Source organism: Pseudomonas arsenicoxydans (genome assembly GCF_006438915.1).
Classification (GTDB): Bacteria; Pseudomonadota; Gammaproteobacteria; order Pseudomonadales; family Pseudomonadaceae; genus Aquipseudomonas; species Aquipseudomonas arsenicoxydans_A.
This window is the reverse complement of sequence record NZ_RCZE01000009.1, coordinates 1-13,863: the sequence shown is the minus strand read 5'-3', so window position 1 is coordinate 13,863 and position 13,863 is coordinate 1. Positions and strand designations below refer to the sequence as shown.

The 13,863-nt window shown below is 53.8% G+C and carries 12 protein-coding genes and 1 pseudogene; 10 read left to right on the top strand and 3 right to left on the bottom strand.

Annotation, left to right across the window (positions count from 1 at the left end; translation table 11 throughout):
• Positions 1-153 precede the first annotated feature (153 nt).
• On the bottom strand, positions 154-831 hold the full coding sequence (locus EAH78_RS18965; RefSeq protein WP_140668879.1) for a type 1 glutamine amidotransferase domain-containing protein: 678 nt from the start codon (positions 829-831) through the stop codon (positions 154-156).
• Between the two features lie 415 nt (positions 832-1,246).
• Here EAH78_RS18965 and EAH78_RS18960 point away from each other — a divergent pair, with 415 nt between their 5' ends.
• The 10 genes from EAH78_RS18960 to EAH78_RS18915 all read left to right on the top strand — a co-directional run bounded on the left by EAH78_RS18960 (position 1,247) and on the right by EAH78_RS18915 (position 12,933).
• Positions 1,247-1,762, top strand: coding sequence for an Hcp family type VI secretion system effector (locus tag EAH78_RS18960; protein ID WP_007948242.1), 516 nt, complete (start codon positions 1,247-1,249; stop codon positions 1,760-1,762).
• A 131-nt stretch (positions 1,763-1,893) separates the two neighbouring features.
• The gene (tssI, locus tag EAH78_RS18955; protein WP_140668878.1) at positions 1,894-4,200 is read left to right on the top strand and encodes a type VI secretion system tip protein TssI/VgrG; all 2,307 of its coding nucleotides are present in this window, start codon (positions 1,894-1,896) and stop codon (positions 4,198-4,200) included.
• Positions 4,201-4,381: 181 nt separating this feature from the next.
• Positions 4,382-4,792, top strand: coding sequence for a hypothetical protein (locus EAH78_RS18950; RefSeq protein ID WP_140668877.1), 411 nt, complete (start codon positions 4,382-4,384; stop codon positions 4,790-4,792).
• A 1-nt stretch (position 4,793) separates the two neighbouring features.
• The gene (locus tag EAH78_RS18945) at positions 4,794-5,120 is read left to right on the top strand and encodes a hypothetical protein (protein WP_140668876.1); all 327 of its coding nucleotides are present in this window, start codon (positions 4,794-4,796) and stop codon (positions 5,118-5,120) included.
• 24 nt (positions 5,121-5,144) lie between these two features.
• Positions 5,145-5,888 (top strand): DUF4123 domain-containing protein, encoded by a 744-nt coding sequence (locus tag EAH78_RS18940; protein ID WP_140668875.1) that lies wholly within the window; start codon positions 5,145-5,147, stop codon positions 5,886-5,888.
• The gene (locus tag EAH78_RS18935; RefSeq protein ID WP_140668874.1) at positions 5,885-10,819 is read left to right on the top strand and encodes an RHS repeat-associated core domain-containing protein; all 4,935 of its coding nucleotides are present in this window, start codon (positions 5,885-5,887) and stop codon (positions 10,817-10,819) included. Before EAH78_RS18940 ends, EAH78_RS18935 begins: the two co-directional genes overlap by 4 nt.
• A 16-nt stretch (positions 10,820-10,835) precedes the next feature.
• Positions 10,836-11,258: a HEAT repeat domain-containing protein gene (locus EAH78_RS18930; RefSeq protein WP_140668873.1), complete on the top strand. Its 423-nt coding sequence runs from the start codon at positions 10,836-10,838 to the stop codon at positions 11,256-11,258.
• Between the two features lie 140 nt (positions 11,259-11,398).
• Positions 11,399-11,773 carry a hypothetical protein gene (locus EAH78_RS18925; RefSeq protein ID WP_240051904.1) on the top strand — a complete coding sequence of 125 codons (375 nt, stop codon included), beginning with the start codon at positions 11,399-11,401 and terminating at the stop codon, positions 11,771-11,773.
• Between the two features lie 185 nt (positions 11,774-11,958).
• Positions 11,959-12,327 carry a hypothetical protein gene (locus tag EAH78_RS18920; protein WP_140668872.1) on the top strand — a complete coding sequence of 123 codons (369 nt, stop codon included), beginning with the start codon at positions 11,959-11,961 and terminating at the stop codon, positions 12,325-12,327.
• Positions 12,328-12,528: 201 nt separating this feature from the next.
• The gene (locus EAH78_RS18915) at positions 12,529-12,933 is read left to right on the top strand and encodes an Imm50 family immunity protein (RefSeq protein WP_140668871.1); all 405 of its coding nucleotides are present in this window, start codon (positions 12,529-12,531) and stop codon (positions 12,931-12,933) included.
• Between the two features lie 53 nt (positions 12,934-12,986).
• Here EAH78_RS18915 and EAH78_RS18910 read toward each other — a convergent pair.
• Positions 12,987-13,571 (bottom strand): annotated as a pseudogene (locus EAH78_RS18910) (IS4 family transposase); the annotation flags it as partial.
• A 39-nt stretch (positions 13,572-13,610) separates the two neighbouring features.
• Positions 13,611-13,863, bottom strand: a 253-nt coding sequence (locus EAH78_RS18905; protein WP_140667246.1) for a transposase domain-containing protein, incomplete at its 5' end; no start/stop codon positions are given.

Below are 13,863 nucleotides of genomic sequence, written 5' to 3'. Positions count from 1 at the left end.
GTGGCGAGGAAGCTTGCTCCCGCTTGAGTGCGCGGCACTCACAAAATCTCCTTTACTACGCAGATTTTTGGGGCCGCTTCGCAGCCCAACGTCGGAACGCCGCCCGGAGCAAGCTCGCTCGCCACAAATCTTCGATCCGCTGAACTTTCAGGTTTAGCGGAGCTTCGCCAACAATGCTTCGGCGCCAGCCTGCGAAGACGCAGGGTTCTGTCCGGTGATCAGCAACCCGTCCTCAACTACATAGCTCGCCCAGTCATCGCCCTTGGAATAAATCCCGCCCTTCTCCTTCAGCATGTCTTCCACCAGAAACGGCACTACCTTCGTCAGTTGCACCGCTTCTTCCTCCGAGTTGGTAAACCCCGTAACACGCTTGCCTTTGACCAATGGCTGGCCGTCCGCACCTTTGACGTGACGCAACACGCCCGGTGCATGGCAAACCGCTGCGACCGGTTTACCGGCCTTGATAAACGCTTCGATCAGCGCAATGGATTGCTTGTCTTCGGCCAGATCCCACAGCGGCCCATGGCCACCGGGATAGAAAACCGCGTCGTAATCTTCGGCTCGCACGCTGTTCAGCAACGCGGTAGAGGCCAATGCGGATTTAGCGGACGGGTCCTTGTTAAACCGATCTGTCGCCTCGGTTTGCGCATCCGGCTCGTCACTTTTCGGGTCCAGCGGCGGTTGACCACCCTTGGGCGAGGCCAGGGTCAGTTGTGCACCGGCGTCCTTGAAAGCGAAATACGGAGCGGCGAATTCTTCCAGCCAGAAGCCGGTTTTCTTGCCTGTATCACCCAATTGATCGTGGGACGTTAAAACCATCAGGATTTTCATGTCGTTCTCACTCCGTTTCAGGGTTGTTCGGACGCTCGATGGCGCTGTTTTTATGGACCCGACGACAGGCCCATTCGTTGCACCGGATGTCAGGCGCCGTTGACGGGTGGCGCAAGGCCGTTATGCGCAAGAAGTTGCGCACTCATCCTTCAGAAAGGTCCTACCTTGCTGCTGATCGCCCAGCCTGTCAGGCCCTCCAGCCGAGTGCGCAAGAAGTTGCGCAGTGGTGCGCAAGTTCTTGCGCACATTCCTCTGGGTACAGCGGCGAAAATATTTTCCTGCGTTATAAAACAGGCTCAACACCCTGATTTATATAACGTTAACCGTTTCTGGCACGGACCTTGAATACAGTCAGGCACCCACCGGGCGATACACGCCTCCCGGGCACCCTCAATTTTTAGCAAGGAGCACACCCATGGCTACACCAGCGTACATGTCCGTCACTGGCGAAAAACAAGGTCTGATCACCGCCGGCGCGTTCACCGCCGATTCGGTTGGCAACACCTACCAGGAAGGCCACGAAGACCAGGTCATGGTTCAGGCTTTCAGCCACGACGTGATCATCCCGCGTGACCCGCAATCCGGCCAACCTACCGGTCAGCGCGTTCACAAGCCAGTGGTCATCACCAAGGTCTACGACAAGTCCTCGCCACTGCTGCAAGCCGCGCTGACTTCCGGCGAGCGCATGAGCGAAATCGTTATCCAGTGGTACCGCACTTCGGCTCAAGGCACCCAAGAGCACTACTACACCACCAAACTGGAAGACGCCATCATCGTCGCCATCAACAACAAAATGCACAACTGCCAGGACCCGTCGAACTCGCACTTCACGCACCTGGAAGAAGTGCAGTTCACCTACCGCAAAATCACCTGGACCCACGAAGTATCCGGTACTTCGGGTTCCGATGACTGGCGCCTGCCGGTCGCCTGAGTCAGGCCGACCGTCTAAAGCATCGGCCAGCTCTGCTGGTCGATGTTGTTTTCGCCCTTCCAGAATTTTTGCGTCTGCCGAGGCCTTTTCGGCCATTGGCGCACGCCGCAGCACTGCACGAGGAACAAGGGATGTTCGCGCCGGCCAATCAGACTCACTTTGCCCTGACCATCGAAGGTCTATCCAGCGATTTGCAGGTGCTGTCCTTGCAAGGTCGGGAGGCGATCAGCCAACCGTTCGTGTTTGAGGTGGAACTGGTCAGTGAGCAGCCGTCCCTGGACCTCGAAACCCTGCTGCACAAACCGGCCTTCCTGCAGCTCTCGCCGGACGGCAGCGGCATTCATGGCCTGATCTACCGCGCCGCCCAGGGTGATTCCGGCAAACGCCTGACCCGCTACGCGGTGACCCTGCGTCCGCAACTGTCGTACCTGGCGCACCGCATCAACCAGCGCATCTTCCAGAACCTCAGCGTGCCGAAAATCATCGGCAAGGTCCTTGAAGAGCACGGCATCCAGAGCAACGCCTACGCATTCAAAGTCGGGGCGATTTATCCCGAGCGCCTCTACTGCGTTCAATACGATGAATCGGACCTGCAGTTCATCCAGCGCCTGTGCGAGGAAGAAGGTATCCATTACCACTTCCAGCACAGCGCCACGGCCCACAAACTGGTGTTCGGCGATGACCAGACGGTGTTCCCGAAACTCCCGCCCGTGGCCTACCAGCAAGACTCCGGCATGGTCGCCAACGACCCGGTGATCAAGCGCTTCGACCTGCGTCTGGAAACCCGCACCAGCCGCACCACCCGCCGCGACTACGACTTCGAAAAACCGCGCATCACCCTCGAAAGCGAAAACCGTGGCGACGCCCTGCCCGACCTCGAAGACTACGACTACCCCGGCCGCTTCCTCGACCGCGAACGTGGCAAGCACCTGGCCAAACGCGCCCTCGAACGCCACCGCAGCGACTTCCAGCTCGCCGAAGGCAAAAGCGATCAGCCGATACTGGTCAGCGGCCACTTCCTGGCCCTGACCCAACACCCGAAGGCCAAATGGAACGACCTGTGGCTGCTCACCGAAATCCTCCATGAAGGCAAACAGCCGCAAGTGCTGGAAGAGTCGGTCACCAGCAATACCACGGCGTTGAAGGACGACTTCCATCAAGGCTATCGCAACCGTTTCCAGGCGACGCCGTGGGACGTGCCGAACCGCCCACCGCTGAACCACCCAAAACCGCGAATCCTCGGCAGCCAAAGCGCCGTCGTCACCGGGCCAAAAGGTGAAGAAATCCATTGCGATGAGTACGGCCGCGTCAAAGTGCAATTCCACTGGGACCGTGAAGGCCAGGCCGATGACAAGACCAGCTGCTGGCTGCGCGTCTCGTCCGCCTGGGCCGGCGCCCACTACGGCGGCATCGCCATCCCGCGCATCGGCATGGAAGTCCTCGTCACCTTCCTCGAAGGCGACCCCGATCAACCGCTGATCAGCGGCTGCCTGTACCACAAGGAAAACGTCGTCCCCTATCCACTGCCGGCGAACAAGACCCGCAGTACCTTCAAGACCCTGAGTTCCCCCGGTGGCGGCGGCTTCAACGAACTGCGCATCGAAGACAAAAAAGGCCAGGAACAAATCTTCCTGCACGCCCAGCGCGACTGGGACGAAAACGTCGAGCACGACCAGAAAATCCGCGTCGGCAACGAACGCCACGACACCGTCGAGCAAAACAGCTACAGCGAATTCAAGGCCGAAGAACACCACACGGTTTATGCCGATCGCATAGTCGAAGCCCGGGCGAATGACCACCTGACCGTGGGCGTGAATCAGCACATCAAGATCGGCACCGGCCAGTTCATTGAAGCAGGTCAGGAGATTCACCTGAGTAGTGGCATGAAGGTCGTGCTCGAAGCGGGGAGCGAACTGACGCTCAAGGGTGGCGGCAGCTTTATCAAGATCGATGCCAGTGGTGTGACCCTGAGCGGGCCGGTGATCAACATGAACTCCGGCGGGAGTCCGGGTAGCGGGACCGGGGCTGCGCCGTTGATGCCCGGCGTGTTGAAACAGGCTGATGCGGATAAGGCGGGTGCGGTACTGAGCCCGGCGCAGGTGAATACGCTGAAGCGTAATGCGCCGTTTTGTGAAGAGTGCGCACGATGCAAAACCGGTGTGTGCGAAATTGAAAAACCTCCCCTCGATACTGAACAGACCACTCACGATTTAGTGTTCGTCATAAATGACGAAGCAACAGGCAAACCAAAGCCGAATACCCCTTACCAAATCAAGCTTGAATCTGGACTTATTGTTAACGGCGTCACCGACAGCAAAGGACGGACTCAAAAAGTCTCATCCAACAAACCCGAAAAAGCCACTATCGAGGCCCCCTACTATGGCGACTCTACAAGCGACACTAACTCCGACTGCGGATCAGACGCCTGTAGCTGTTAGCGTCTCAGCGGACGAGCCTAGCGGCGCGCAATGGGTGGGAAGATTCCTGGGCAGCGCTAGTGTGTCCGCACTTGCATCTCCATTTCGTGAAGCTGTGAGCAAGTTCCTCGATGCAGTGAAAGCTGCTGGCGGAGCTGTACACATTTCCGCGACGTATCGCCCTCCGGAAAGAGCCTATTTGATGCACTGGTCCTGGAAAATCGTCAAAACCGGCTTCGACCCACAACAAGTGCCTAGTTATCCGGGTGACGTTATCAAAATTAAATGGGCTCACATTTCCGCCTCTGGCGCATATGACCAGGCAGCTTCTGTGCAGGGTGCGAGGGCCATGGTGAGTGGCTACGGGATCAACGGGCTTAACGTCGCCCCGGCGCTTAATTCCAGACATACCCAGAAACTGGCGATAGACATGAATATCAGTTGGACCGGCACGCTAGCGATTAACAATGCCTCTGGAACGGCGGTCAGTATAAGCTCGTCGCCCAAAACCGGCATGAACAGTGAGCTTCACACTGTTGGAGCTTCTTATGGCGTGATCAAATTTGTAGGGGGAAGTAGTGACAAACCTCACTGGTCAAATGACGGACATTAAAATGGGTAAAATCACGCCTTATTTGTTACTTCTTGCGCTGAATCTGCCGTTGATTTCTTGTGCAGCGGAAAGCGATGGCTCCGTGCCCCCTGACGTCTCCAGCTACATCAAAAGTAGAGACAACTGTGACTCTCTGCGTGGCGATATTCCAGAGCCGGACCCTGCCGACCCGGGGAATCTCGATCGTGTCATCAGCGATATAAACAAATATTGCAAAGGTACCGATCAGCAGCTGAAGCAGTTGAAGGAGAAATACTCCGGAAACAAAAGCGTTGAAACGCTGCTCTCGACTTACGAAGAAAATATTGAAGCTGATATGAGTTTTTAGATTCACTCATCAAGGACGACAGTTGTGACATCTGAAAGCATTTCCCCACAGGCCTGGTTATCCGAGAGCCCGCTGCAAACGGGCGAGCACCTGTATCTGATCGTCAGCGCCGCCAGCGATGCCGATGCGCTCAAGACGCTGTATCAGAATGATCCGACGACCCAGGCCACCCCGATCTGGGGCGGAACTCCCTACGCGGGCTGGCAACAGGTCATGCCCTACCTCGTCGAGCTGAAACCCAACTCCGGTTTTCTACCGTGGATTGCCGAAACGGACGCGCGGGACTGGGGTTGGCTGGCCGTTTCAACCAGCACGCCTGAGGTGGTGTTCGAACACCTTCGCAGCCTGACCCAAGTGCGCATGCCTGATGGGACTGAGGTGTTTTTCCGGTTCTGGGATGGGCGGCATATTTTTCCGATTCTGGAAGGACTCGATGATGCGGCTGGGGAAGTGCTGCCAGTGTTTGATCGGTATCTGATTAATGGGAAGCGGCTGGAGATTGGGCCAAGGGCGGTGCAGAAGGCGAAGGATTGGCCTTGGTGGGAGGTGCCTAAAAAACTGCTCGATGGCCTGACGACTAAAAACCCGTCCACCGTGGTCGGCAACATGATGCAGTGGCTGAAGGAGGATCACGCCGAGCTGTATTTCTCGGTCCCTGAATCCAACTTGCAGCAAAAAGTGGCGCGCTTTGTAAAACGCACCCCACTCACGGAAGAAAACTACACAGGGCTACTGAAGTCCTACTTGGAAAATGAGGTGACCGTATGAGCATTTTGATGGGCTCCATTGTGGGGAACCTCACAGCAAAACAACCCGACGCTCAGGTCATCATCAGTGATTTCAAGAAGTGTATTGCTGACTACCGCAGCCATGCCGAAGCCTGGTATGGCGGTGCCCTGGATGCGGAACAACAATTTCAGGTCGGTGACGAAGTCGGTACGCAGGACAAAGACAGCAAAGAGCAAGTCGACCTTTACGCAAACTGCCCAGCCAATGGCAAGCTCAAACTGGTGCACAGTTTCGAGTCTGCGCGGTTTGTCCCTATCGGTAATACACCGGTTCGATTGGCGCCTGTAGCCGACGGCAAGATGTACGGTAAAAATGAAATCGGTCAGGCGATCAACGCAACGATTGGTCCTGACGGAATTCTTGAAGTCGCGGGCCTCACACCGAACCAACAATACAAAATTACCTTCTTCCCTAACCCCACCCCAGCGCAAATCGACACGCTGTTCAACTCCTATCAAGGCGTTATTGGCGATCTGAGTGGCTGGCTACAAACCCAGTGGACCACCGACTTTTTGCCGTTGTGGCAGGAACATAACAACGCGTCCATGGCTGGCCGTGTCATGCAAGACCTGGAAGCCGAGTGGAAAGGCTTTATGAAAGCGATCATGGGTTTGTGGGGCGATATCAAAAGCCTCTACGACCTGGTTGCGCATCCTCGAGAGAATTATGAAAAGCTCAAGAAATTCTTCACCGAGGAAGAAATCAAGCGCATCTACAACGCCTCGGCGGAAGCGATTCATACCGCCCTGTTGATCGCCAGTGACGAGCCATTGATGTGGATCTACATGGCCGCAATCGTGGCGTGGGTCAAAATGCTGCCTCCGCAGACCTGCACGGAAGTGCTGTCTCAACTGACCACCGAAGTCCTGCTGAACATTCTGGTCGGCGTTGTAATGACCGGTGGTCTCGGCTTGGCAGTACGTGTCGGCACCAAGGCGCTGAAAGCCACGCAAAACAGTGGCAAGGTGCTGAAACTGATCGAAGACTTCACCGGCATGCTGATGAAAACCAGCGGCAAGAACGCTGCGGTCCACACGGAAGCCGCCAGGCCATTACTGCTCAACGGCAATTCAGCGGTCAATCAGGCACGCAAAGCAAGCGTCGAAATTGCTGCCCCCAAACCCGCAACCACGGCCACAGCGCCGAAGAAAAAGCCAAAGGTTACAGGCGGCAAAGTGGAGACCGACGCGCAGATCCATGCACGCGGAAAGAAAGACAACACCACACGCATCGAACAAAAAGAGCCTGTCGACAACGCTCCCGACCAATCGAAAACCCCCGCTGACAAACCCGCACAATGCACAACAAAAACATGTACCGACCGCGACCCTGTGTCGATGGTAACCGGTGAGGAATTGCTGACGCTCACCGATGGTGAACTCGGTGGTCTCTTGCCGCTGGAATGGACGCGTCTTTATCGCAGCAGTGCGGTCGAAATCGACAGTCGTCTCGGCTATGGCTGGAGCCATTCACTGTCCCATCGCCTGAACCTGGACGATGAAGGCGTGCTGTGGACTGACAATGAAAACCGTCAGACCCGCTTCCCGATGCCAACCGAACAACGTCCGGCGATCACCAACAGCCTGGCTGAAGCGGCGATTTATCTTGGTGACGCCCCAGGTGAACTGATCCTGACTCAAGCCGGCCCGAAAACGCGGTTTTACCATTTCCGTGCCGGGCGTCTGAACACCATCAGTGATGCCTACGAAAACCAGTTGCACATCAGCTATGACCTGGTTGGGCGCATTCAGCGCATCGACAACGGCGCTGGCCGTGCCTTATTACTGCGCTATGACGATCGCCATATCTCGGCAGTCGACTACCAGCAGCAACGTGCCGAGTACGATGATCGCGGTGGGCGCCAGGATCCATGGCAAACCGTGCAAAACCTGGTCACCTATCACTACAACGAGCGCAATCAACTCGTCAGTGCCACCAACGCTGCCGGTGAGCGCGAGCACTATCGCTACAACGATCAACACGTCATTCTCGAACGTCAATTGGCGGGTGGCGCCAGCTTCTACTGGGAATGGGAACGCGAAGGCAAATTGGCGCGCTGCATCCGCCACTGGGCCAGTTATTCCCAACTTGAAGCGCGTTATATGTGGGACGACAAGGGCACGGTGACCGTGCTCAATGCAGATGGCAGCGAACAGGTTTACGTGCATGACGAAAATGCGCGACTTATCAGCGAGACCGCGCCTGACGGGGCTGAAACGCAAAGAGCTTACAACGACGAAGGTCGCCTGATCGCTGAAAAAGACGCGCTGGGAGCCGTCACCGAATACCAATACAACGACGCCGGGCGTTTGATTGCTGTTGTTCCTCCAGAAGATGAACCGACTCGCTACAACTACTACGATGGCCAACTCATCGATGTGCAACGCGGCAGAGCACGCTGGAAGTACGAGCGCAACCGTCAAGGCGACATCACCCAGCAAACCGACCCCCACGGTAACGAAACTCACTACAGCTACGACCGTCAAGGTCGCCTGTTGGAGATTCGTTATCCTGACGGCAGCCGCCATCAACTGGGGTGGAACAACCTCGGTCAATTGTTGGAAGAACGGTTGCCCGACGGCGGCCAGCGCAAATACCGCTATGACGCACTGGGTCGGCAGATTACTCGTCAGGAAGAAAACGGTGCGATCACCCACTACCAATGGGATGCAGCCAGCCGCCTGACGCAAGTCACCCTGCCCGGCGGCGCCAGCCGTGCGTTCACTTACAACCCGTACGGCCGCGTCACCGCAGAGCGCGATGAGCTAGGCCGTGTGACGCGTTACGAATATGCCGATGGTTTGCACCTGGTCAGCCGCCGGATCAATCCGGATGGCAGCCAGTTGCGTTATCGCTACGACAACTCGAGATTGCTGCTGACCGAGATCGAGAATGAACGTGGCGAGCACTACCACCTCGATTACTACGCCAACGGCCTGATCCAGCAGGAAACCGGATTCGACGGGCGCCGCACCGCCTATGAATACGACCTCAACGGCCAATTGCTGAAGAAAACCGAGTTCGGCGACGATGGCAGTGAACTTGTCACTGAATATCAGCGCGACGCTGCTGGCCGCTTACTGGTCAAAACCCTGGCCGATGGCGAGGAGATCCATTACAGCTATGACGCCCTTGGCCGTCTGGTAAACGTGGACGACGGCCACTGGCCGCTGGCATACGAATACGATCTACAAGACCGCCTAATCACCGAACACCAAGGCTGGGGCACCCTGCGCTACCAGTACGACAGCGTCGGCCAACTGAAACACTGCCGCCTCCCGGATGGCAGCAAGCTCGATTACAACCACCAGCGCGGCGGCCAACTAAGCAGCATCGACCTCAACGGCTCGCGCCTGACCACCCACCAGTTCAACGCCGGACTAGAGCAAAAACGCCAACAGGGTCTGCTGCTCAGTCAGTATCAGTACGACGAGCAAGGACGTCTGCAAGCCCACAGCGTCAGCCAAAAAGATAGAAACCTGTTCCACCGTCGCTACGCCTACGACGCCAACGGCAACCTTGCCGGCATCGACGACAGTCGCAAAGGCAATCGCAGCTACCACTACGACCCGCTCGACCGTCTGATCAACGTCCGTGGCAACACCCCGGAAAGCTTCGCCCACGACCCTGCGGGCAACTTGCTGGGGCAAGGCGACCAACCCACTGCGAACCTGGCCAACGTCAAAGGCAACCGCCTGCTGATGCAGGGCGACCGCCACTACGACTACGACGCCTACGGCAACCTGACCCGCGAACGTCGCGGCACCGGGCAAAAACTCGTCACTGAATACCGTTACGACTGCCAGCATCGCTTGATTGGGGCTAGCCTGCCGGGGGGTAGCGTCGCGTCCTATAAGTACGACGCCTTCGGCCGCCGCATCGAAAAAACCGTCGATGGCAGCACCACCGAATTTCTTTGGCAAGGCGAACGCCTGATCGCTGAAAGTGCAGATAACCGGTATCGCACCTACATCTATGAACCCGGCAGCTTCCGCCCGCTGGCAATGCTGGATGGTGAAGGCCCGCTGAAGGCGACGCCGTTTTACTATCAGCTCGACCATCTGGGGACGCCGCAAGAGCTCACCGACTACAGCGGCGAGATCATGTGGTCTGCCAAGTACCGCGCTTATGGCAATCTCGCCGCACTCGATGTTGCCGAAATCGACAACCCGTTGCGGTTTCAGGGACAGTACTTCGATGCAGAGACGGGCTTACACTACAACCGGCATCGCTACTACAATCCGGGGACCGGGCGGTTTCTGACGCCGGATCCGATCAAGCTTGCGGGTGGGTTGAATAACTACCAGTACGTGCCTAACCCTACGGGGTGGGTGGATCCGTTGGGTCTAACAGGGGAATGTCCTGGTGCGAAAAACGAATCTTCAAATAAAAACCCGGATGATGCGACGAATGCGCACGTTGATGAAGGCCAACCACCACCACCCGCTCCTCACGGTCCCTACACTGGGCCTCTGCCTAAACAAATGCAGAACAAAATTCTGTTCGGCACGCGAAGCCCCGGTAGTAACAAACCAATCGGCGGGCACTCGTCCGATGTTTTGACATCCCCGGACCATCAGATGACTGTACTTCAGACAAACCCGGATGGAACAATAAAAGTCGAAGATTTTAAAATGATTCTCGAGCGGAAGGACGGAACCATCGGCATGTCAGCCAAAAAGGGCGGAAAGCATACGCTGGCACCAAAAAGCTGGAGCAACGATAAAATATTAACGGTGACCGATGAAGTAGCTGCAACACCAGGGGTTTTCATGCGAGAGGTCGATGGCGTGATTACGACCTTACATACCAAAACAGTTGATGGTGTCCAGTGGCAAGTTCTAAAAGACAACGGAAAGCTGACTTCCTCATTCCCTGCTGGGGACGGCCCGATGTTACCTCCAATCTGATTTCGAGTAACCAAATATGAAAAGCAAAGAATTTGACGAACTTAACTATTGGCTTGGCCCCGACGAAAATTCAACGTGGAACGAATATACTGCTGAGCAGGTAGCTAAAGGAGTTCTAGAAAAATTCAGTACCGAGGACTGGCAAAGACTTAATAACTCCATACTCTCTAAAGCTGAATATTGGCAGGAACGCAGCGCGGCGGCTTTAGGCGAGCAACGTTCTGCTTCAGCTATCGAAATACTTAAAACTCTCCTTGACTCACAACATAAAGAAGTAATTATAGCTGCCGCCTCAGAACTAGACTGGACAGAGGCATCAATTGAACAAGCACTCGCAAAAAAAATAAAACACATTATCGAAAGTATGTCAGTGGAAGAGCTTGACTCCTACCCAGAGCTAACAAACCTGCTGAAAAAAGCGGAAAATTCTAAAACATAAAAGGTGAAGCACTTCGAATATACTGACCAAACACATTTGTAGAAAAAAAATGGGACGGATTTATTTTCACGCAAAAAAATAAATCCGTCCCCTTTTCATGTCCCCTTTTCATTTAGGCCAAATCAATTTGAGGGGCAAAAATGAACGAGCAAAAGACAATCCCGCGAAGCGTTTGGTACGGTCTTGACGGCAAAAGCTACGACTCAATTGCCCAAGAGTTGAACTCTGAAGACCCACTGTCGCGTAAATGGGCCGCGATATATGCAATTTACAAATATGAATTTCTACCGACCGATTTCCAATACCACGACTTTATAAACAATGCAAAAAATTCTCGCTACGTAACTATAATATTTTCAGTACCTATTGAAACTCTTAAAACCAGCGACGGCATAGATGACCGCGATATAAACATAGAAAATCTTGAAGAGATGAATTCAGAAGAAGAAATAAATAACCATTTGAAAAAAATACCAGATAAATCCAGAGTTATTCACACCTCCATGGCGTTGTGACTATCCACTTTAACTCACCAAAACAAGGCGAACAAAAAAGACTCAAAAGGGGAAAATTTATTTTTAGCGACAAAAAATAAATCTATCCCCTGATATTATTCGCCCCTTTATTATTCCGGAAAAATGTATAACACCGCCATAACAAAAGGGACGGATTTATTTTCAACGCCAACAAAGTGACGAATATGATTGTAAAAAATATCAAGTGGATATCCGAAGCTGCCGAAGAGGCAGAGGTTGAAATAAGCGACGGGCAATTTACCTGCATCGCTTTCTCCCAACCATGCAATGCAAATATTGGAGACACAATTAATGAACCGCTGCATGTTTTTTCAATTAAAAAAGCGATGCTCTGCGAGGGCGATACGGCCTTAGGAATTTGGGGTACCGAAGGGACAGGACTGTCAAGTAAAGTCATCGCTAGAGTGGTAGATATTTCGGAACAATTAATTTCGGTCGGGAGAATAAATCTCACCATCGAGGACTATTTACCTGGAGGGATAAGAGCTGGAAATTTAATCGAATTCGATTGCGCAAGAATTGACTTTTGGTAGAAAATGCGATTTAAAAGTACCCAGCCGCTCCTAACTCCAGTCCTAACAGAAAGAAAACAAAGGGAACAAAGGGGACGGATTCATTCTCAACGAAAGAAAATAAATTTGCCCAATTTTCGTCATTTATCTACGACAATACGGATAAACTAAAAAGGGTAAAATCCCAGGTGCAAAAGATCACTTCTACTTCAAGGAGTAATTATGAAATTTTGGAACGATATTGACGGCAGCACTTTTTTTAACCAGATTTTCACGACACCCATAGCGATCGGCACCATTGACCTTTTCGCTTTAAATATTGATAACAGCAGGCCAACGATAATAATGGAGTTTGATATAGAGGAACTCCCTGACGCACCTCCAGCAAAATGGAAAAAGACTCACGTCAATACATGTCGAATCGGATTAAACTGTGGCGATATCAAAAACGTTCTGATAAAAAACATACCTACAACAGATAAACTAAATATAACAATTACAAAAAAAGAAAAAATATTCACAATCCAAGCATCAAACCAAAACTCAATGATTGAGTTCACAACAAAATCTCCTTTACTTTGCGGCCCCTCGGTGTACCTGAACGACAAGGACTCCGACGCTATTTAGGAACAAAAAAAATGACAAAAAAAGGGGACGGATTCTGAGAGATCCCCACAAATCTACGTTAGCGCCTGTGCTTGCTGATGCACCTCGTTTCTCAACGCGTGCTCAAGTCTCTCCAAGGTTCTTCGAGACTTTGAACCGCGTCCGCTACGCCAGTATTCCAGCCCTAGCCGCCATAGCGACAACACCCGCCGATGTTTAAGGCTATTACTTTGAAAGCGTTGTTCATGACCTGCTTCACGGGCCTGTAGTCCGGTCAAACAGATGATGTAGTTGGCCAAAGCCGCAATCAGTAAGAGCACTTCAATTCGGCGCGGGCAGTGACTTCGATGGCGAGTTACGCCAACACCGAAGTGTTCGCTTTTCACATCCCGGAAGCCTTCTTCTATCTGCATCCGTTGCTTGTAAATGGCCAAGATTTTCGATGGATTCCACTGATCCTCCGGTAGATTGCTGGCCAACAACCAAGGCTCTCGTTCACGATTGGCCGATTGTCTACTGAGTTTATTTTTGGCGATTGAGCCTGTGACGCGCTGATGTTTTCGCCCCTTGGCACGGTGCCGGACGCAGTACAAATGAATGAAATGCGGTGCGCTTTGCGTCATCTCGATCTGGCCTAGTGACTTCGGTGAAGAGTAAGCGCTCCATAAACCCCACCGACTTCAAGATGGGTAACGCGCTTAGCTAGGCGATGCCGGCGAGCAGTTCCACGGCAACAGCGCTTCGTAATCTTCAACCGAGGTCGCCAGTGGCAGCCGTTCTAATGCGTGGCGCAGCCACGCATAGGGCTCTTGGTCGTTGGCTTTGGCAGTCTCGACCAGGCTGTAAAGTTGAGCACTGGCCGTCGCGCCTTTGGGTGTGTCGCTAAACAACCAGTTCTTTCTTCCGATGACGAAGGGCCTGATCGCACGTTCGGCAGCGTTGTTGTCGATC